15 protein-coding genes, 1 tRNA gene and 2 pseudogenes are annotated in these 18,589 nt (G+C 59.2%); 8 read left to right on the plus strand and 10 right to left on the minus strand.

The genetic code is table 11. The annotated features are described in order from the left end of the window. Positions 1 to 12 precede the first annotated feature (12 nt). The gene (locus HHJ16_RS04095; RefSeq protein WP_293640913.1) at positions 13 to 2,643 is read right to left on the minus strand and encodes a NosR/NirI family protein; all 2,631 of its coding nucleotides are present in this window, start codon (positions 2,641 to 2,643) and stop codon (positions 13 to 15) included. A 229-nt stretch (positions 2,644 to 2,872) separates the two neighbouring features. On the opposite strand from HHJ16_RS04095, the gene HHJ16_RS04100 reads away from it, so the two are divergent. The 3 genes from HHJ16_RS04100 (at position 2,873) to HHJ16_RS04110 (ending at position 4,738) form a co-directional block, all read left to right on the plus strand. Continuing rightward, positions 2,873 to 3,259: a c-type cytochrome gene (locus HHJ16_RS04100; protein WP_293640916.1), complete on the plus strand. Its 387-nt coding sequence runs from the start codon at positions 2,873 to 2,875 to the stop codon at positions 3,257 to 3,259. A 19-nt stretch (positions 3,260 to 3,278) separates the two neighbouring features. Beyond that, on the plus strand, positions 3,279 to 4,313 hold the full coding sequence (locus HHJ16_RS04105; RefSeq protein WP_293640919.1) for an FAD:protein FMN transferase: 1,035 nt from the start codon (positions 3,279 to 3,281) through the stop codon (positions 4,311 to 4,313). A gap of 349 nt (positions 4,314 to 4,662) precedes the next feature. Next, positions 4,663 to 4,738 (plus strand) — tRNA-Arg (locus tag HHJ16_RS04110). Between the two features lie 352 nt (positions 4,739 to 5,090). Here HHJ16_RS04110 and HHJ16_RS04115 read toward each other — a convergent pair. Next, positions 5,091 to 5,222: pseudogene (locus tag HHJ16_RS04115) on the minus strand (IS5/IS1182 family transposase); the annotation flags it as partial. A gap of 280 nt (positions 5,223 to 5,502) precedes the next feature. On the opposite strand from HHJ16_RS04115, the gene HHJ16_RS04120 reads away from it, so the two are divergent. Beyond that, on the plus strand, positions 5,503 to 5,724 hold the full coding sequence (locus HHJ16_RS04120) for a DUF2945 domain-containing protein (RefSeq protein WP_293640921.1): 222 nt from the start codon (positions 5,503 to 5,505) through the stop codon (positions 5,722 to 5,724). Continuing rightward, on the plus strand, positions 5,721 to 6,065 hold the full coding sequence (locus HHJ16_RS04125; protein WP_293640923.1) for a DUF3140 domain-containing protein: 345 nt from the start codon (positions 5,721 to 5,723) through the stop codon (positions 6,063 to 6,065). Before HHJ16_RS04120 ends, HHJ16_RS04125 begins: the two co-directional genes overlap by 4 nt. Before the next feature lie 276 nt (positions 6,066 to 6,341). Here the strand turns inward: HHJ16_RS04125 and HHJ16_RS04130 are convergent, their stop codons facing one another. The 8 genes from HHJ16_RS04130 to HHJ16_RS04160 all read right to left on the minus strand — a co-directional run bounded on the left by HHJ16_RS04130 (position 6,342) and on the right by HHJ16_RS04160 (position 16,157). After that, positions 6,342 to 7,877: a carboxylesterase/lipase family protein gene (locus tag HHJ16_RS04130; protein WP_366557462.1), complete on the minus strand. Its 1,536-nt coding sequence runs from the start codon at positions 7,875 to 7,877 to the stop codon at positions 6,342 to 6,344. Further along, on the minus strand, positions 7,874 to 8,611 hold the full coding sequence (locus tag HHJ16_RS04135; protein ID WP_293640925.1) for a YbaY family lipoprotein: 738 nt from the start codon (positions 8,609 to 8,611) through the stop codon (positions 7,874 to 7,876). The genes HHJ16_RS04130 and HHJ16_RS04135 overlap by 4 nt, the downstream gene beginning before the upstream one ends. Further along, positions 8,611 to 9,363: an aquaporin Z gene (aqpZ, locus tag HHJ16_RS04140; protein WP_293640927.1), complete on the minus strand. Its 753-nt coding sequence runs from the start codon at positions 9,361 to 9,363 to the stop codon at positions 8,611 to 8,613. Before aqpZ ends, HHJ16_RS04135 begins: the two co-directional genes overlap by 1 nt. A gap of 740 nt (positions 9,364 to 10,103) precedes the next feature. Beyond that, positions 10,104 to 10,265: a DUF1524 domain-containing protein gene (locus HHJ16_RS16865; RefSeq protein ID WP_366557463.1), complete on the minus strand. Its 162-nt coding sequence runs from the start codon at positions 10,263 to 10,265 to the stop codon at positions 10,104 to 10,106. Continuing rightward, positions 10,262 to 10,507 (minus strand): hypothetical protein, encoded by a 246-nt coding sequence (locus HHJ16_RS04145; RefSeq protein ID WP_293640930.1) that lies wholly within the window; start codon positions 10,505 to 10,507, stop codon positions 10,262 to 10,264. Before HHJ16_RS04145 ends, HHJ16_RS16865 begins: the two co-directional genes overlap by 4 nt. A 469-nt stretch (positions 10,508 to 10,976) precedes the next feature. Continuing rightward, positions 10,977 to 14,030: an excinuclease ABC subunit UvrA gene (gene uvrA / locus HHJ16_RS04150; RefSeq protein WP_293640946.1), complete on the minus strand. Its 3,054-nt coding sequence runs from the start codon at positions 14,028 to 14,030 to the stop codon at positions 10,977 to 10,979. 184 nt (positions 14,031 to 14,214) lie between these two features. Continuing rightward, on the minus strand, positions 14,215 to 15,366 hold the full coding sequence (locus HHJ16_RS04155) for a PQQ-binding-like beta-propeller repeat protein (protein WP_293640933.1): 1,152 nt from the start codon (positions 15,364 to 15,366) through the stop codon (positions 14,215 to 14,217). A gap of 125 nt (positions 15,367 to 15,491) precedes the next feature. Then, entirely contained in the window at positions 15,492 to 16,157 is a 666-nt protein-coding gene (locus tag HHJ16_RS04160; RefSeq protein ID WP_293640935.1) for a carbonic anhydrase, read from the minus strand. A 181-nt stretch (positions 16,158 to 16,338) separates the two neighbouring features. Between HHJ16_RS04160 and HHJ16_RS04165 the strand changes: the two genes are divergently transcribed. The 3 genes and pseudogenes from HHJ16_RS04165 to HHJ16_RS04175 form a co-directional block, all read left to right on the plus strand. Next, positions 16,339 to 17,565 (plus strand): MFS transporter, encoded by a 1,227-nt coding sequence (locus HHJ16_RS04165; RefSeq protein WP_293640948.1) that lies wholly within the window; start codon positions 16,339 to 16,341, stop codon positions 17,563 to 17,565. A gap of 35 nt (positions 17,566 to 17,600) precedes the next feature. Further along, positions 17,601 to 18,095 carry a single-stranded DNA-binding protein gene (gene ssb, locus HHJ16_RS04170; protein ID WP_293640936.1) on the plus strand — a complete coding sequence of 165 codons (495 nt, stop codon included), beginning with the start codon at positions 17,601 to 17,603 and terminating at the stop codon, positions 18,093 to 18,095. Between the two features lie 212 nt (positions 18,096 to 18,307). Beyond that, a pseudogene (locus HHJ16_RS04175) lies at positions 18,308 to 18,589 on the plus strand (MipA/OmpV family protein); the annotation flags it as partial.

An 18,589-nucleotide genomic window follows, 5' to 3' on the forward strand; every position in this document is an offset into this window, starting at 1 on the left:
TTTGATGTGAATTCATATCAGCAGCAACCCCAGTGCTTTCAGGCTCAGAAACAGGGCCGCACCGATGAGTAAATTTTTGAAGCCGACATAGCTCAACATATCCATGACGGTCGCATAACGGTAATGGGCCTGCCACCAAGGGCCGTCCTTCACATAGCGGCGCCCCGACAGGCGGATCAAGACTTCATACAAGCTCCAGCCGATCCACCAACCAATGATGGCGCTGGCGGACAGACGACCCGTGGCGGCCAGCACCCAAGCCAAAGTGGCGGCCAGCGCCAGCGAAAAACCGGCCACCTGAAGCGCCCGCTGGGACGCCCAGCCACCGGCACTCCAGGGCCATAGATGGTCGACCAATTCAAGCCAGAGTGCCCGCCCAAACCGGGCCTGTGTTTTGTAAGGACGCGGCACCGGCTCCGTCGGCATGCGCGGGTCGGGGCCCTGGCTGACCCTGGATTCCATCGCAACCGCGTGGATCGGAATGAAATAGCCGTTGCGTCCGATCGGCGTGATCTCCAGTCCATCCCGCTCGCGCCGCTTACGTTCCTTGGCCAGCGGCGGGCAACCTTTCGTATCGGTGTACAGCACCAGACAATCCAGGCAGTGCAGACATTCGCGGTGGTCGATACGACCATCGGCGTCAATCGCCAACGAGCCGCAACCAACGGCGCACGCTTTGCAACTATTGCAGTCCTGTTTGCGTGGCAGGCCGAACCAGCGAAAAGTACTGGGCATGGCCAGTGCCGCTCCGAGGGGACAGATGTATTTACAGTAGGGGCGCTCGATGAAGATCGACAGGCCCAGAATCGCACAAACAAACAGGCCATAAGGCCAGGCACGGTGGCCGATGCCTACCAGGAAAGTGGTTTTGAAGGGCTCGACCTCGGCCAGCATTTCCGCCAGACCCAGGGAAAACAAAGACACTGTCAGTAGGCCGAAGAACACCGCGTACTTCACCCACTTGAGCCGGTCATTCCAGACGCGCGGCAAATGGCCTTGATACCGCTTTAAGCCGATTAATCCACCGAGCTTGTACAAGGCCTCGGAGAGGGAGCCAAACGGACACATCCAGCCGCAAAATAAGCCACGCCCGTACAGAAACACGGTGAGGATGATAAAAATCCAGAACAGGAAAATAAACGGATCAGACAGAAACAGAGACCAGGTCCACTGGAAAAGCAGAGTGTGTAGCCAGGTCAGTACCTGGGTGATAGAGGGCTGCGCCATCACGCCAAAGCCGACAAACCCAATGCTCAGGGCCCAGGCGCTGTATTTGAAGGCATTTACCGGCCACTTGTTTTTGTGGGTTGAAAGGCGCGTGAGCTTTTCACGAAAGGCGTAAACCACGACCACCATGACCAACAATGCGGCGAAAAGGAAAATTCCTAGGGCGCGCGATTTCCACACCTGCCTCCATGGCGCGGCGGCTTCTTCGACCACCGGTCGGCCGCCTTGCAGCAGGTCGGCTGCCAACCAATAGGTGGCATCGAAAGTGGCAAAGCTGCGCTTTCCGGTGGTGCCGTTCACGCGGTTTCCCATGAATGACAGCTTCCATGGATAGGCTGCGGAGAAGACCTTGGAGCGGATGATGAAGATGGCCGATTCCGTAAAGGCCGGTGCACCGACTGCGGCAAGGCCGTAGAGGTTGAGGTAGTCTGTATCGCGGAAAGTAAACGAATCTGCGCCCTGCTTGACTTGTACGCGGTCGTAAATACCTCCGCGTACAAACCCCGAGCCTTTAAATGATTCAGTACCCGCTGTGCGAATGATGAAGATGGCGTGCTCGCCTTCCTTGATCTGCAAGTGCAGATTCTTCCAGTTGTTTTCACCGAGCAGGCTGGCCCCGACGTCGGGCTGGTTGAGGTCGCCGAACCACAACTCAATGAACGGATCGCCGCCGCCTTCCAGGCCCACGTCCTGAGGCAACACCCGCAGTCGCTGAACGCTGCCCTGCTTAACCAACTGCTCCCAAGTCAGGCGTTTGCCACTCGCCACAAAGCGGGCCGGCTTGCGCACCGTGGGCGCAAGGATGCCGACCTGGCGAGCAACCGCGGTGCCCGCTGTCATCATGACCTGATTTTGTGTGATCACAGTGACGGTGGCACCAGAGATCGCATCCACTCCCAGCACGCCCTCATCGGGCCGGGACTGACCGACCTCAATCTTGTCGGTGACCGATTTTCCAATGTATTGCTGGTTGAAGTTCAGGAGTGCCGATTCGGGGATGCCCAGCAGCAGGATGGGTTCTGAATGTTTGAGCACCTTCACGCCCACGAAGCGGCCCTTCAGGTCCATGCCGATCAGCGTGACAACGGGCTTGCCCGAGTAAGCAGGCATGTCGGTGATGTCAGTCGATAGCATCACGTAGCCCAACAAATTTTTCTTGCCATTCTCCTGCGCGCCGTAGGCTTCCACATACGGCGGCTGGCCCATGCGTTCAGAAAAGCTTTTAGCCCCGGGAAATACTTCGGAACATGGCACAAGCGCGCAAAGATTTTTGGCGCTGTTCAATTCCGGCGAGAGCTCTGCGTTGTAGGTGCCAGCGGCCGCGTGCGCGCCGCTGGCACCGATCACAAATGCCACCAACAACGCAGCGAGGTAGAAATTCACAGTCGCTGCCAGACGTCGGTTTTGCAAATACACAGCTAAGCGTTGCTTGATGCGCATTGTCTGTTGTGCAATACCCCGTGCCGGCCGGTATGGGGGGAGATCCGAAGTCGCTTCAGGTGAATTAATTAGCAGGAACATTGCGAACCACATTTGATGCATCTATAATACATCTTTAATGCTTGTCCACTTATTGATTTTTGAAACAAAGAATTTCAATCGGTCTTCACAAGCCTAGTCAATTGATTTTTGTTGGAAGTAGTCAATGAATAAACCCTCACTTTTTCTTGCCACGTTGAGCTTCACGCTGTTGGCCGCCTGCGGTCAGACGGATGCCCCTGCACCTGCCGCCGCGCCTGCCCCCGTCATTGCGCCTGCGCCGGCTCCGGTGGCAGAAAACACCGTAGGCAAGTCGGTCTTCGGCAAGGTCTGTGCTATGTGCCACGCGGTTGGCGCCGGTGGTGCGCCCAAGCCGGGCGACAAAGCCGACTGGGGTCCGCGTATAGCCCAAGGCAATGACATCCTTTACAAACACGCGCTCGAGGGCTTTAACGGCGCTAAGGGACAAATGCCCGCTCGTGGTGCCAATGCGGCGCTGACCGATGACGAAGTCAAGGCCGGTGTCAATTACATGGCTGACCAGGCACGCTAACGAGTTTGAAGGAGCGCTCATGACTTCTCATGCATCTGGTCTTATTCAACACAGGCGGCGTCGGCTTGTATTTGCCTTGCCATTGTTGGCGTGTGGCCTGGTGGTGCCGTCGGTGCAAGCCAAGGCGGGTGTTCATCAGTCCTCCCAAATTCTGATGGGTACGCGGGTCGACCTGACATTGCAGGGCAATGACGGCGCAGACTTGGCCGCTGCTGCCGAGACGACATTCACCGAGATGACCCGCTTGGCCGGCATGATGAGCCGCTACCGTGTAACTAGTGCCCTTAGCGCCATCAACCTGATGGCGGGTCTGCAGCCGGTAACCGTACCGCCGGAGCTGCTGCGGGTGCTGTTGATGGCGCGTCAGGTGGCGCAGGCCAGTGGCGGGGCTTTTGATGCCACGGTCGGGTCTTTGCGGAACTGGGATTTCAGCGCCGAGCATCCGACCATCCCGTCGGCGCAGCAGATCAAAGCGCAACTGCCGCTGGTCGATCAGAAGGCAGGCTTGGTGCTCGACGAGCAGGCCAGTACCGCCTATCTGACCCAAAGGGGCATGCAGCTGGATCTGGGTGGCATTGCCAAACTGCCTATTCTTCAAGCTGGCCTGCGGCAACTTCAAAGTCGTGGTGTGGTCAACGCGATGATCAATGGCGGTGGTGACGTGTTGGTGATGGGCCAGTTGAATGGCCGCCCTTGGCGCGTCGGTTTGCGCGACCCGCGGCAACCCAGCCAACTGTTGGGCGTTGTGAATCTGAGCCAGGGTTTTGTGGCGGCATCAGGCGATTACGAGCGCTTTTTCATGTATCACGGTCAGCGCTTTCATCACATTTTGAATCCCAAAACTGGCTATCCAACCCAGGGACCACACGGTGTGACATTGATCAGTGAGCAATTGGACCTCATCAACGGCGTGGGCGCAGCTTTGATGGTGGCGGGTATCCAAGCTGGGCGAACTCGGGTCGCCCGTACACCTGGATTGGATGCACTGATCGTTGACGCAGACAACACTCTCTGGCTGTCGCCTGGTATGGCGCAGCGTCTCACACGCGGTTGAGAAAATTGGCCTGCGCCAATAGTAGGGGTGTGAGAGCGTTGTTGCGTAAAGCGAAAGTTGATCAAGGAAACTCAAAGCCGCAGCGGATGAAATCAATGAAGGCCCGCTTGCAGAGTCCGAAAAACTCGCGAGTAATTTAGCTTTCGGGATGAATGCTCGCGCGTCTGCTTAAGCTGAGTCCGCCGAAATGGTTGGCTTGCTCAATGACTGCGAAGTTTGACTTTGCTTGAGTTTGTAATCAGCCAACCCCAAAGCGTTGGCAAATACCGAATTAAAGTCTGCACTTCATGGCACGACTGAGTCAGCAGTGACGGACTTGAGATGTGCGAAAATACGGAGGTCGAGAGTTGCGGCTGTAGCTCAGTGGATAGAGTATTGGCCTCCGAAGCCAAGGGTCGTGGGTTCGATCCCCGCCAGCCGCACCAATTTACCCAGGAACCTCGCAATCATGCGGGTCCCAAGCCAATAAGACCTTCCAGAGGCTGCACTGTTCCTTAGCCTGTTCCACAATGGGTGACACTCGGAGAGTGCAAGACATGCCGTCACACCGAGCGCCGAGGAGGCCAGTGGTGGTTCCTCCGCAGAGTTCCTGACCAACTTGTCTCCATCATGGGACTATCTCGTTGTCGGGAATTTGCAAGAGTTCGCTGGTAAACATGGTGTAAGCCCGGATCAGTTCAAATCTCTTGAGCGTTACCGCAAGGGCACTCACTCTCTTGAAATAAGCACCTTCGATGAACTCTATAACAGAGCACGATTTGTGGTGAACTACAACGGGTAGCGGCACAGCACCGCTTCTACAAACAGCCGGTTGTCTCGGGCTGCCACCCCCACATGACTTTCGCGCCCATGCAGCCGGTCTTTGATGCGTTCCCACTGGTCGTTTTGAAGTGCGTAGCTTCTGGTCATTGCCTTTAATTAAGGCGCGCTGCCCGGCATTCAAGGATGAACAGGCAGGTCAATTAGTGACACGCCCCAAGTCAAGGCGAGGCGGCTGGATTAAGAAAATTTAAACCATCGCGTGAATTGTCGCCGGCAACTCTGTAGAAATCCTGACCGGACTGGTCATGCAAAAGTCGTTGTCCGGCAACAAGACCCGCTGTTTGACCACTTTTATTTCTGCAACACACCGGCGTCGTATTTAAAGAACAGCTCGTCCAACCGTCAATAACCCGAAGGAGCCAATCCCATGGCAACCAAAGACTTCAAGGCCGGCGACCAGGTCAGCTGGAACAGCGCACAGGACAAGATGACCGGCACCGTCAAGAAAAAGCTGACCGCGCCGACCGACATCAAGACGCACCATGTGGCGGCGTCGCCGGACCACCCGGAGCTGCTGGTGGAAAGCGCCGCCAGCGGGCAGGCGGCCGCGCATAAACCGGAAGCCTTGAAGCGGGTCAAAGCAAAGTGAGTACCGACGATCCCCGCGCAGTTATAGCGGACTTCAAAGAGGCGGTAAACATGTCGCCAAAGGCGCTGGCGGCCTGGCTGAAAACACCAGAGTCGAAGGAGGTCGGCTTCAAAAGCACCGAAGGCGGCGAGTCGATTGGACACCGGTCGGGTAAAAAAATCATCCTGTTGCTTGACAAACCCAACGCCAACTTCACTGGCGACGACTTTTCCCATGCACGCAAGGTGGTGGGCTACATTCACCGCCATCTGGCGCAGCGACCGGCTGGCGACATCAGCCAGACCCACTGGCGCTATTCACTGATGAACTGGGGCCACGACCCCCTGCCAGGCAAGTCGTAAACGCCGCATGTTTTGGCGTTGCAAACGAAACCCGACGCGACGGCCAAGTCGTTGTTGGCTGCCAGCGCGGCGTCAGCAGCGGCCTGTACGGCGGCGTGATTGTCCTCGGGCCGTGGTTGTTGCATCCGATGGTGACCGCCCCCTTTACCAGGCGCAACACTCGATCGAGAACTTTTTTGCCCGACTCAAGCAATACATACGTCAATAGAGCCCGGGTCGGATCGGGCGGCCATGCGCCCATCCGCAGTTGTTTAAATCCTTCTGGCGCCCGGACGCCTAATAGTCCTTCTTGCTTCTGCGCCCTGCAAAATTGAGCGCAGCGATGAAGGCGTTGAGCCGGGGCGCCATAAAGCCGGGCCGCGCTGTCTCTTCGTCTCCGATCTCAAGGACCTGACCCCGTTGACGGTCATCAATGGGCCACTCGATGTCCCCGGCCGGCCTGTGAGTGCGCACAAACGCGGCCCACCGATCGCCGGTCCGGCGCTCGACCGTTCGATCGAGCGCGGTGACAGGCCTGCCGAGACACTGGCATCCCTCCAAGGTTCCAAGAACAAACGGCACCTCGCCACCATGGACCACGCCGGTACTTGCGTTCGGGCCGACGTGATTGAAGTAGTAGCGCCAAGTCGGTGCCTTGGTGCTGTGCAGATAAGCAATCCGCCGCCCGAATGCCGTGAAAAGTGCGTCGCGTGCCACTTCGCGGCCGAGCTGGCTCTGGTCGGAGACACCAGGGTACAACGAGCGAACAACAATGCGCGCCTTGCCCATTTTCTGCACCAGAACGGCAGGATCGACGCCGAACGACTCCACCACGCTGGCGTCGTCACTGTTGTTGCCGATGATGAGCGGAACAGGATGCTCACGCCCTTTTTTAAAGGCTTCGAGGAGGGGCATAGGGATGGCCGCGTCGCCAACAATGAAGCTGGGAGCGAGCGAGATCTTTTTCCCGCGCTCGGCCAGGCGATCCGCGGGAATGCTCCTCAAGGATGCCGCGCTTGCCTGGGCACCCGGAAGCCCCATGGCGATAGCGAGCGCGACGCCTGTTTCTTGGGCTTTGGCGCGTGAGTGGCTCGGGATCCCGTAAGGGCTCTGGGCGATGGCGCCGCTGAACAGCCCTGCGGTCAAAGGCGAGGCCATCAGCGCAAGAACGCTCTGAGCCCCGGCGGACTGGCCTGCAATGGTTACCCTGGCGGGGTCGCCGCCGAAGGCCTCGATATTCGATTGAACCCAGCGCAAGGCTGCAATTTGATCGAGAAGGCCGAAGTTGACCGGGCCACCCGGGGTTTCCTGGTCAAGTCCCTTGTGCGCGAAAAAACCAAACGCACCGAGGCGGTAGTTGATCGTCACCACCACGACATCGCGGCGAGCCAGCGCGCTTCCATCGTAGATGGGAAGTCCACCGCTGCCGAAGATGAGAGCGCCGCCGTGGATCCACACCATGACCGGGAGCCGGGCTGTCCGCTCAAGACGCGGGCTGAAGACGTTCAGATACAGACAATCCTCGTCGAGCCTGCCGGGATCCCCGCCGTTTTCCAGTGACATGCCACGCGTTTGCATGCAGGACGGGCCGGCAGCGGTGGCCGGCCTGACCGCGGTCCATTTCCTGGTGGGCTGCGGCGCGCGCCAGCGCAGGGCGCCAACCGGCGGCGCCGCGAAGGGAATACCGCGGAAGACGTCGATGCCGTTGATGTCCAGCCCCTGAACGGGTCCGGACACCGTCGTGGCCCTAGGTGCTTGAGCCAAGCAAACCATCGGCAGCGCAACCAGGAGCGCCAACACGGGCTTCGCACTCAACCATAGTCGTCGAATCATGGTGCCCTTTGCAGTCGCGGAACCGGACAGGCAATGTCGCCCTCGGGGCACGCGGTCAGACGAAACAACTCTGCAGTGCGCTGCCTTGTCATCCTGTCGAAGCACTGCCAATGGACCATGGGTCTGGCACTTCCGTTCCCCATGGCGCTCGCCTCGAATTGGCAAGTTTTGGTGCTATAGGCCAGCCACGATTTTTGCACCTGCCGCCACTGCGATCGCTGCGCCGATGGCAGCGCTGTTTCGATGAGGCGCAACTGCTGGCTCATCGCTGCCGTCGCGTCGAGAAACCCCTCGTAGGCACAATCATTCAAGGCCACCTGAGTGGTGGCGCCTGGGCATCGATCCGCATCCACTTGCACGGCGTGCAACTGCAAGACAGGGGCCGGTGTCGAAGCGGACACCACCGTGTCTGTCGTCATCCAGAGCCCCTGCGGCGTTTCGATTCGCGCTCGCAGCACAGTGCGGCTTGTGGAAGTGACCAAGTGCTCGTCGTAGTCGAGCCGCCAGTGATACGGCGGCCCGGCTGCCAGTCGCACGCGGGATGACGCCAACTCGGTCGCCGGCGCATCGGCGCGGGCAGTGTCCTCGAGGCTGACGACGAGGACGGCACCTGCAGGTGGCATGATGCGTTCTCGATAGAGCGCTTCGCCTTCCACAGATGCGGCCCAAACAGGTACTGTCTGCAGCAGGCATAGCAGAACTGCCCAGCGCCCCCGAAGCGGAGGAATTTGCATCACTTGGCCTTGGTCAGCCGGCTCAAGTCTGCGGGTCCTTCGATCCCTGCGGCCTGACTGCGTTCACCGCTGACAAAACGGTAAACGACGCCCGCCACGGTGGCGCCGAGCAATGGCGCGATCCAAAACAGCCACAGTTGCGACAGCGCCCAACCGCCGACAAAGAGCGCCGGCCCGGTGCTGCGCGCCGGGTTTACCGAGGTGTTGGTGACCGGGATGCTGATCAGGTGAATCAGCGTCAGTGCCAAGCCGATGGCGATTGGCGCAAAGCCGGACGGCGCCCGCTCGTCGGTCGCACCCAGGATGATCATCAGAAAGAAGAAGGTCATCACGAACTCGCAAACCAGTGCCGCCGTAAGCGAGTAGCCGCCCGGCGAATGCTCGCCGTAGCCATTTGAGGCAAGGCCGCTCTGAAGGTCGAAACCGGCCTTGCCCGAGGCGATCAAATACAGCACTCCAGCTGCAACGATTGCGCCAAAAACTTGCGCCGCGACGTAGGGCAGCAGATCCTTGGCCTTGAAGCGGCCGCCAACCACCAGACCCAAGGAAACGGCCGGGTTCAGATGGCAGCCGGAGACGTGGCCGATGGCGTAGGCCATCGTCAGAACGGTCAGGCCGAAAGCGAGCGAAACGCCAGCAAAACCTATCCCCAGTCCCGGAAAGGCAGCGGCAAGTACGGCACTGCCGCAACCCCCTAGAACGAGCCACATGGTGCCAAAGAATTCAGCGGCTAAACGATTGCTCAAGGGCATTTTCTACTCCGGTTCATGGTGATGGAAAAATGTGGGTGGTGCTATCGTTTTTCAAAATGATGCTAATGAACTCAGTGAAGAGAGTCCACGCTTCAAACGTAATAAATTGTCCGTAAACTGCGCTTGCCCGTGTCTGACCGGACAGGTTCTGTACGCGGTTTGACGCCGATGGCGCTGGTCGATTTTGGGATTGCCTTGCATTGCCTGCGTTCCCGTAAATATTTCATCTTCAGCGACAAGTGCGGATGCAGTTCATTCAAGTGTTCGAAAGCCTCAGGCAACGGCCGGATTACGCGGTGGCATCGCTCAGGTTCTTGCGGCTGACGTCGTCGCGCCGAAAGGTCTTGACGAGTTTTTGCAGCGCTGCCGTTGCTTTGTGAATTGCATACCGGCGTATTGATGGGCCCGGGACCGAGTTGCCGAGCAATGCTGTGGGTCCGACTCGAAATGTAGACTGAATTGTTATCGGTCAAAGACTGGGTTTAAAGGAGTAGCGGCCCGGTGTTTCCGGGGCCTGCGGCCCAAAAATAATCCGCTGTGGTTTACGGTATACATGACGGGGTGTTCTGCAAAGGAACTTTCGGGTGAAGTGTCGGCCTGCCGACGCCAGCAGGCTTGTGTATTGCTCGCAGAGGGTGAACAGATACGCGACACGCTCGGCATCGGTCTCGGCCGCAGCGTCGAGTTGCCAAAAGCGCAATGGGCTATGCGGCGGCTGCCGCAGTCGAATTGGGACGCGGTCAAATCTTGCAAAGAGCCTCGCCAAGCTGGTGGCCCCGTTGAGCGATGCCTTGTTCGTCCCATTCGGTTTGAGAGTCGAAGTGGCAGTTCAGCCGCAAGACGGAATTTTTGTATTCAACAAGCTTTGAATCAAACGGCCCATTGCTCGCTGCAGGGTTCAGGTAGCGATTCGACGGGGCGGTTTTTGAGGGAGTGCAAGAGCTTGTTGCGTTGACGAATGGCTTATGGCCTTCTCGACAAGCCCCGAGTCGATGGGCGACTGCCGGGTCGCTCCGCCGCCGCTGAGCAGCTTGCGCTCCATTGCGGGCAGGACTTCCGCGCCTTTACGGCCGATCAAGTCTCCGACGACATCGACGAACAGTTTGTCGTATGCCTTGTTTTCCTCGCCGACGATGCGACCCACGATTCGATTTTCTTAAGGAACTAGAAGTAGGCCTCGTCCAACGGGCTGCCTGGTAATACGGCCCAGAAATCACGCAAGGCGTCCTGTAGTGACCGGCCTTTGCTTGAGCCGCCTGTCCCTGTTGCTGGATTAGCCCGCCAGGAAAATTCTCAGCGCGCTTCGAAGGCGAGGATCGTCGTGGCTCTATGGCGAGCCTGGTGAGCATTCATGCTCGTCCACCCAAAATCCAAAATCCTCCGTTCTTGTCGAAGGGAATGGATCTGCTTGGGTACAGCCAGGAGCCGCTCGATGCGGTTGCCGGTCTGATGAAAGGCCGACTCAGAAAAACTCAGGCTTGCCAGGCTTGGATATTCAAGGCAAACCATCCAGGACACTAGCGCCAGGTCGCGCATGGATTTTGCCCCGTCCCGCCCTCTTCAAACATCGGCAGCTATAAACCTGTAGCTGCAGGCGCTTATTCAGGCCGAATTTACGGCAACAGACGCTTTAGATATCGACCGGTATGGCTGTCCGGGTTCGCCGCAATATCTTCTGGCGTTCCCACGCCCACCACCATGCCGCCGCCCGCGCCACCTTCAGGCCCCATGTCGATCAGCCAATCGGCTGTTTTGATCACGTCGAGGTTGTGTTCAATCACGACAATGGTGTTGCCCGCGTCGCGCAGTTGATGCAGCACTGTGAGCAATAAATCGATGTCTGCAAAATGCAGGCCTGTGGTAGGTTCGTCCAGAATGTAGAGGGTGCGCCCGGTATCGCGTTTGGAGAGCTCCAGCGCCAGCTTGACGCGCTGCGCCTCGCCGCCCGAAAGCGTGGTGGCCGCCTGGCCCAGCTTGATGTAGCTCAAGCCCACATCCAGCAAGGTATGCAGCTTGCGCGCAATGGTGGGTACCGCCTTGAAAAATTCGGCGGCCGCCTCGACCGTCAGGTCCAGAATCTGCGCAATATTTTTACCCTTGTACTGCACTTCCAGCGTTTCACGGTTGTAGCGTTGGCCTTTGCAGACATCGCACGGTACATACACATCGGGCAAGAAGTGCATTTCCACTTTCACCATGCCATCGCCCTGGCAGGCCTCGCAGCGACCACCGGCTACGTTGAAACTGAAGCGTCCCGCGCCATAGCCGCGTTCACGCGCGGTGTTCATTTCAGCCATCAGCTCGCGAATCGGCGTGAACAGGCCGGTGTACGTGGCCGGGTTGCTGCGGGGTGTGCGACCAATAGGGGATTGGTCCACGTTGATGACCTTGTCGAAGTGCTCAATGCCTTCGATGGCGTCATGCGGCGCCGGTTCTTCGTGCGCGCGGTACAGCGTGCGCGCCACCGCCGTGTACAGGGTGTCATTGACGAGTGTGGATTTCCCCGAGCCAGAAACGCCGGTGACGCAGGTCAGCAGGCCGACGGGGATTTCAACAGTGACGCCCTTCAGGTTGTGGCCGGTGGCGTTGATGACCCGTAGCGCCTGCATGTCGCCTTGGGTCGCTAGGTGCAAAGCCTCGCGATCAGCCCGACGGGCTGCCGCCGGACTCTGCGGAAAGCGGGACACTTTCTTTTTATCGATGACTTCCAGCGTTTTCAGTGTCGGAAGCCAGGGTGTGCGGTGCTTGGGTACGGCAATCTTCAGCGTCTGCGCTAAATATTTTCCAGTCAGCGAGTCGGGATTGGCCTGCACTTCTTCAAACGTTCCCTGCGCCATCACGCGGCCGCCGTGAATGCCTGCGCCCGGCCCCATGTCAATCACATGATCGGCGGCGCGGATCATGTCTTCGTCGTGCTCCACCACAAGCACGCTGTTGCCAATGTCGCGCAGGTGTTTGAGGGTGCCGATCAGGCGGTCGTTGTCGCGTTGGTGCAGGCCGATGCTGGGCTCATCCAGCACATACATCACCCCCGTCAGACCCGAACCGATCTGGGAAGCCAGCCGGATGCGCTGCGACTCGCCGCCCGACAGCGTTTCGGCGCTGCGGTCCAGGCTCAGGTAGTTCAGGCCGACGTCGTTGAGAAATTTGAGCCGAAGGCCGATTTCACGCACCACCTTGTCTGCGATCTCGGCTTTGGCGCCTTCCATCTTCAGGCTAGTGAAGTAGCTAAAGCTTTCGCGCAAGGTGGCGTGGCTGATTTCGAAAATGGCCTGGCGACTGGTGACGCGGCCACCGCCATCCCCGCTGTCAGTCGTGCCGACCAAATAGACATGGCGGGCCTCTTTGCGCAGGCGCGTGCCTGCGCAGTCGGGGCAGGCTTGCACGCTGCGGTAGCGCGACAGCTCCTCGCGCACGGTGGCGGAGTCAGTCTCTCGATAACGACGCTCAAAGTTGGTGATCACGCCTTCGAAAGGATGCCGCTTTCCCACTTTTTTGCCGCCAGCCGTACCGGCGTCCTTGGAGTCCGTCAGGTAGCTGAACTTGATTTCTTCCTCTCCCGAACCATGCAGTACAACCTGCTGCACGAGTTGCGGCAACTCTTCAAAAGCCGTGTCGATGTCAAATTTGTAATGAGCCGCCAGGCTCTCCAGGATCGAGAAATAATAGGCATTGCGCCGGTCCCAGCCCTTGACGGCGCCGCTGGCCAGACTCAGTGAAGGGAACGCCACCACGCGTGTGGGGTCAAAAAACTCCCGGTGGCCCAAACCGTCGCAACTGGGGCAGGCCCCTACAGGCGAGTTGAACGAAAAGAGGCGCGGCTCCATTTCGCTGAGCGAGTAGCTGCACACCGGGCAGGAAAATTTGGCGCTGAAGAGGTGCTCTTTGCCGGTATCCATTTCTTGCGCAATCGCTTTGCCATCCGCCAGCCGCAGGGCGGCTTCGAAGCTCTCGGCCAGTCGTTGCCGCAGGGCGGGTGGTGGGCTACTCGCCCGTGCCGTGCCGGACTCGGGCGTCACTTCGTCGAGGGCGTGCACCTTGATGCGGTCAATCACGACGTCAATGTTGTGCTTTTCAGTCTTTTTAAGCTTGGGCAGATCGTCAAATTCATAGGTCGTGCCGTCTACCCGGAAGCGCACATAACCCTGCGACTGCATCTCGGCAAACACGCCCTCAAACTCGCCCTTGCGTTCACGCGCTATGGGTGCCAGGATCATCAGCCGGGTGTCTTCCGGCAAGGCCAGCACGGTATCCACCATCTCACTGACACTTTGCGCCTGCAATGGCAAATCATGCTCAGGGCAATATGGGGTGCCGGCGCGGGCAAACAGCAGCCGCAGGTAATCGTGAATTTCGGTCACCGTGCCTACCGTCGAGCGCGGATTGTGCGAGGTCGCTTTTTGCTCGATTGAAATGGCGGGCGACAGGCCTTCAATCATGTCCACGTCTGGTTTGTCCATCAACTGCAGAAACTGCCGGGCGTAGGTGGACAGACTTTCCACGTAGCGGCGCTGGCCCTCGGCATACAGCGTGTCGAAGGCGAGCGACGATTTGCCGGATCCGCTTAGACCGGTGATGACCACCAGCTGGTTGCGCGGAATATCAAGGTCAATATTCTTCAGATTGTGCGTGCGGGCGCCGCGGATGCTGATCTTCTGATGCTGCAGCGTAGGAGCAAGGTACTTGCCTCCAGAGGGCGTTGCGGGGCGGGTGTCGTCGGGGGAGGTGGTCAAAGTGGCGTCGGCTCGGGGAAACCCACAATGATAGTCAAAGATCGTTGTCTTTGTTGGTCCTCCCCCAGTTTTGTCCGCTTTCTACGGCTTCGGTAGACCACGTGTGCAGCGAAATCGCCTACTTGCGCAGCGCCGCTTTCCAGTCGCGATAGACGTCCAGATCGACCCCGTCGGGGTAGTTCAGCAGGCCCGGGGCGTGGCCCTTTTTGCCTTTCTCCCCGTACTGCCAGATGATCGCCTTGGTCTTGCGATCGATCACGATGACGCGGTCGTTAAGGTCATCTACCACCAGGATGTCGCCGGTAACCGGCAATTCGCGCGCGATGGAGGAGTGGTCGAGCATCAGGTCGCCATCCTTGACGAAGTATTCCCACGTCATTTTGCGCGTAGACGGGTCGAAGATAACCACCCGGCCGGGTTTCCAGAAGTCAGCCACGATGACCTGTTTACCGTCCACCGTGGGGAAGGCGTCTGACGGATAGTGGATGTTGGGTGCCTTGACGCTCCACAGCACCTTGCCTTCGCGCGTGATGCGCGAGATCCAGGCGTCACTGATCTCGGTGATCAGGATGTCGCCATTTTCCATCGGGGTGGCTCCGTTGGGGTGGGCCAGCTGCTTGGGTGGTTTGTGCTTGCACTGACCGGGTGTGCCCCATTGGGTCGTGATGGCATTGGTTTTAGGATCGATGATCACCACTCTGCAGTTGCGGATGTCGGCGGTTATCAGGCGGCCGTCAGCCAGCAGGTGCGCGTCATCCGGATAGTTCAGCAGTCCGGCGCCACTGCCGTGGCTGTCGGGCACGCCGTAGCTCCACGTCAACTGGCGCTTTTCATAGTCGACGATGTGGACATCGAAGTTGTCTTCTTCGCTGACCGCCAGGCGTTTGCCATCGATCGAAAAGTTAATGTCTTCATTCCCCCGGTACACCTTCAAGTTGGGCGAGGGAAATTCCCAAAGGATGCGCTTGTCCGGGGCCACTTCGATCAGGCGGTTGTTGCGCCGGTCTGCAATCACGATCGGATACGGCAGCGGCTTACCCCAGGAAGGCACTAACCTGGTTCGGCTGCCGGTGACCGGGGGGATTGGCGGTAAAACAGCGCCGCTGGAGACCATGCCCGCGCCGGTCATCTCGGCTGTGACTGGGACTTCCACGCCAGCCGGCTTGCCCGGTTTACTCGTCTGCGCCGCGACCGGTGAGGCTAGTCCGACGACCAGTAGCAGTTCCAGCATGCTTAGACGAGAAAAATAAGACGATAAGAAGCGGTGCATAGCGTATTCCCTGGGACACGGAGAGTGTGCCAAAACGGCAAAGGCGTCATTATTCAACGTCCGTCATACGGCGTCTTGACTTGACGCAATGGGACGTGGTTTTGTCCCGGCCTTACCTCCCCGCGCTAGGGGCTTTCCAGTACCACACGCTGATGCAGAGGCTGCACGGCGCGCCCGTTGTCGGCATACCGCTTGCGGTAGCGAGCCAGTTGCGCAGGGGAGAGCTCCAGCGGCTGCTTCATGACGATCCAGTCCACGCCTTCGGTGCACGGGGAGGCTGTCAACGACCCGGTGTAACGGTAGTAACTCTGGATAGGTGGCAGCAAACGCATCGCGTCGACGCTGACGTCCGGGTGCGTGTGATCACCGTCCGCCCGCGCTGGAATCAACGGCAACAGCGTGGTCAGCAACGGATTTTCGGCGCCGCTGCGAAATAGCACCACCAGTGCCAGCAATTGGCCGGACTGGCTTTTGTGCAGCAAGTGCGCGGCCATTGGAAATTCCTCGCCCGCAATCCGGTCGCCGCCGGGGGTGTGGAAGTGGAATTGTTGCAGCGTGTAGCGCTCCTTGCCGATGCGCAGGGTGCTGCCCTTGGCAAAACGCACCCGTACCGTGTGGCCGTCGTCGGCAATCTTCAGCGCCGCAGGGTGGTAGTTGAATTCAAGCGGCGGCAGCGGTTGTCGGGAGGTGACCACGATGTTGATGGGCGACTGGCGTTGGCCGTTTTCACACAGGTTGGCCGAGGCCGCCGTGCACGCCAGCAGCAGGACGGCCGAAAAAAGGTACTTCATGGGAAGTGATGATGCCAGAGCGCGCAGGCGGCTCGGACGCGAGAATCGGCCGGGGTGCCTGCGGCGAGCAGATAGGGGACAATCAGAACTTATCTAATCGATCAAACACCCCCGCCGCCAGCGGCTTTTGCCTGTGTCCCCCTCTGCTGTCCCTTCACCAACCCCGACTTCGTCCAGTGCCATGACCGCGATTGAGCGACGCGCGAGCGCGTCCCTTGCCGCGATTTTCGCCTTGCGCATGCTGGGCTTGTTTCTGGTCTTGCCTGTGTTCGCTCTGGAAGCGGCCAAATACCCCGGTGGGGATGACCCGGCCCGGATCGGCTTGGCGATGGGGATTTACGGCTTGACCCAGGCGCTGTTACAAATCCCGTTCGGCATCGCTTCGGACCATTGGGGCCGCAAGCGCGTCATTATTGCGGGGTTGCTGGTGTTCGCGCTGGGCAGCTTTGTTGCCGCCTGGGCCCCAGACCTCGGTTGGCTGATTGCAGGCCGTGCACTGCAAGGCGCGGGCGCCATTTCTGCCGCAGTCACCGCGTTGCTGGCGGATGCCACCCGGGATGAAGTGCGCACCAAGGCCATGGCGCTGGTCGGCGGCAGCATTGCCCTGATGTTTGCGCTCTCGCTGGTGATTGCGCCGATGTTGGTCGGCCACATCGGTTTGCACGGCATTTTTGCGTTAACCGGCTCGCTGGCCCTGGCCGGCATTGCGGTGGTGCTGTGGTGGGCACCTCCCGAGCCACTTCAGCATGCCAGTCGGCCACGCGGCCGCATCATGGAAGTGTTGAACGAACCCGCCTTGCTGCGGCTGGATTTCGGCGTATTCGTGCTGCATGCCGTTCAATTGGCCATGTGGATGGCCATTCCCGCGTTGCTTGTCGGCGCCGGTCTGGACAAAACGCTGCACTGGCAGATCTATCTGCCGGCCGTGGTGGCTTCATTGGTGGTGATGGGGGTCACCCTCTTTCCCCTCGAAAAGCGGGGCTATTTGCGCGCTGTGTTTCTGGGGGCGGTGGGTCTTATTCTGCTGGTCCAGTTGGGCCTGCTTTGGGCGGCATCGACCACGACCTCGGTGAGCTTGAGCCTGCTGGGGGTCCTGCTGTTCCTGTTTTTTTGCGGTTTCAATATCCTGGAAGCGAGTCAACCCAGCCTCGCCTCGCGGCTGGCACCGGCGCACGCGCGGGGAGCGGCGCTTGGGGTCTACAACACCTTGCAGTCACTCGGCTTTTTTGCTGGGGGAGCGGTCGGCGGTTGGATCATCAAAACGCATGGCCCGCAAGGTCTTTTTGTGGTGTGCGGCGGCCTGATGCTGGTGTGGCTGCTGGTCGCTTGGCCGATGCGGGCACCTAGCCGCCCTGCACCGGTGGCCGCACGCGGTGACGCGCTGGCAGGCGAGCCAGTTAAACTCTAACGATTAGCTCTGAAGACAGGTTAGGAGAACACGTCATGGCATCCGTCAACAAAGTCATCATCGTCGGTAATCTGGGTCGCGATCCGGAAATGCGCAGCTTTCCCAGCGGCGACCAAGTGGCCAACGTCACCATCGCCACCACCGACAAGTGGAAAGACAAGCAGTCGGGCGAAATGAAAGAGGCGACCGAATGGCACCGCGTGGTGTTCAATGGCCGCCTTGCTGAAATCGTCGGCCAGTATCTGCGCAAGGGCTCGCAGGTTTATGTGGAGGGCAGCCTGCGCACGCGCAAATGGACCGACCAGAGCGGCCAGGAAAAATTCACCACTGAAATTCGTGCCGACCAGATGCAGATGCTCGGCAGCCGCCAAGGCATGGGCGGTCCCGGCGGTGACGATGGCGGCTACGAGGCGCCACGCCAAGCCGCAGCGCCCTCTGCTCGTCCACCCGCTGCCGCGCCGCGACAAGCGCCAGCAGCCTCCAAGGCCGCCAGCGGCTTTGACGATATGGATGACGATATTCCGTTCTGAGTAACGCCGGAGGTCGGGCCTGGGTAAGCCCGAACATAGTCCCACCGCCTATAAGTTTTTTAGTGCTGACTTGCTATTAAGTTGAGGGCTTACAGTGTCCATTGCGTTGTGGCGTGTGCTTTAGTTGCTCACTAATTAAATTAGGCAGTGCGTTCCCGTGAAATCTGTCGGGTCAGGGCGGTCATAACGGGTCTTCAAAAACAAAATAAATGATGAACAGCTTCCTATCTTCCCCTTCCTTTTTTCTCCGGTCCCTGGTCAGCGCCGCCCTGCTGGCGGCCGGCTTGTCCGCCATGACGGCAGCCAGCGCGAACGGCAACATTGAACCGCTCACGGATATTCTGTCTGAGCCAAGCAGCGCTGGGTTGGGCGCTGTAACGAGTTTTGAGTTATCGCCGTACCGCGAGGCGGGCACTCGCTACGACTTGTTGCCGCTGTATCTTTACGAAGGCGAGCGGCTTTTTCTGCATGCCAACCGGGTTGGTGTGAAGCTG

The sequence above is a fragment of the Polaromonas sp. genome (genome assembly GCF_012927485.1).
Lineage (GTDB): Bacteria > Pseudomonadota > Gammaproteobacteria > Burkholderiales > Burkholderiaceae_C > Polaromonas.

Coding starts and splice junctions, on each gene's coding strand:
- HHJ16_RS04100 (WP_293640916.1), top strand. CDS start 2,873: ATGAATAAACCCTCACTTTTTCTTGCCACGTTGAGCTTCACGCTGTTG.
- HHJ16_RS04105 (WP_293640919.1), top strand. CDS start 3,279: ATGACTTCTCATGCATCTGGTCTTATTCAACACAGGCGGCGTCGGCTT.
- HHJ16_RS04120 (WP_293640921.1), top strand. CDS start 5,503: ATGGCAACCAAAGACTTCAAGGCCGGCGACCAGGTCAGCTGGAACAGC.
- HHJ16_RS04130 (WP_366557462.1), bottom strand. CDS start 7,877: ATGATTCGACGACTATGGTTGAGTGCGAAGCCCGTGTTGGCGCTCCTG.
- HHJ16_RS04135 (WP_293640925.1), bottom strand. CDS start 8,611: ATGCAAATTCCTCCGCTTCGGGGGCGCTGGGCAGTTCTGCTATGCCTG.
- aqpZ (WP_293640927.1), bottom strand. CDS start 9,363: ATGCCCTTGAGCAATCGTTTAGCCGCTGAATTCTTTGGCACCATGTGG.
- HHJ16_RS04155 (WP_293640933.1), bottom strand. CDS start 15,366: ATGCACCGCTTCTTATCGTCTTATTTTTCTCGTCTAAGCATGCTGGAA.
- HHJ16_RS04160 (WP_293640935.1), bottom strand. CDS start 16,157: ATGAAGTACCTTTTTTCGGCCGTCCTGCTGCTGGCGTGCACGGCGGCC.
- HHJ16_RS04165 (WP_293640948.1), top strand. CDS start 16,339: ATGACCGCGATTGAGCGACGCGCGAGCGCGTCCCTTGCCGCGATTTTC.
- ssb (WP_293640936.1), top strand. CDS start 17,601: ATGGCATCCGTCAACAAAGTCATCATCGTCGGTAATCTGGGTCGCGAT.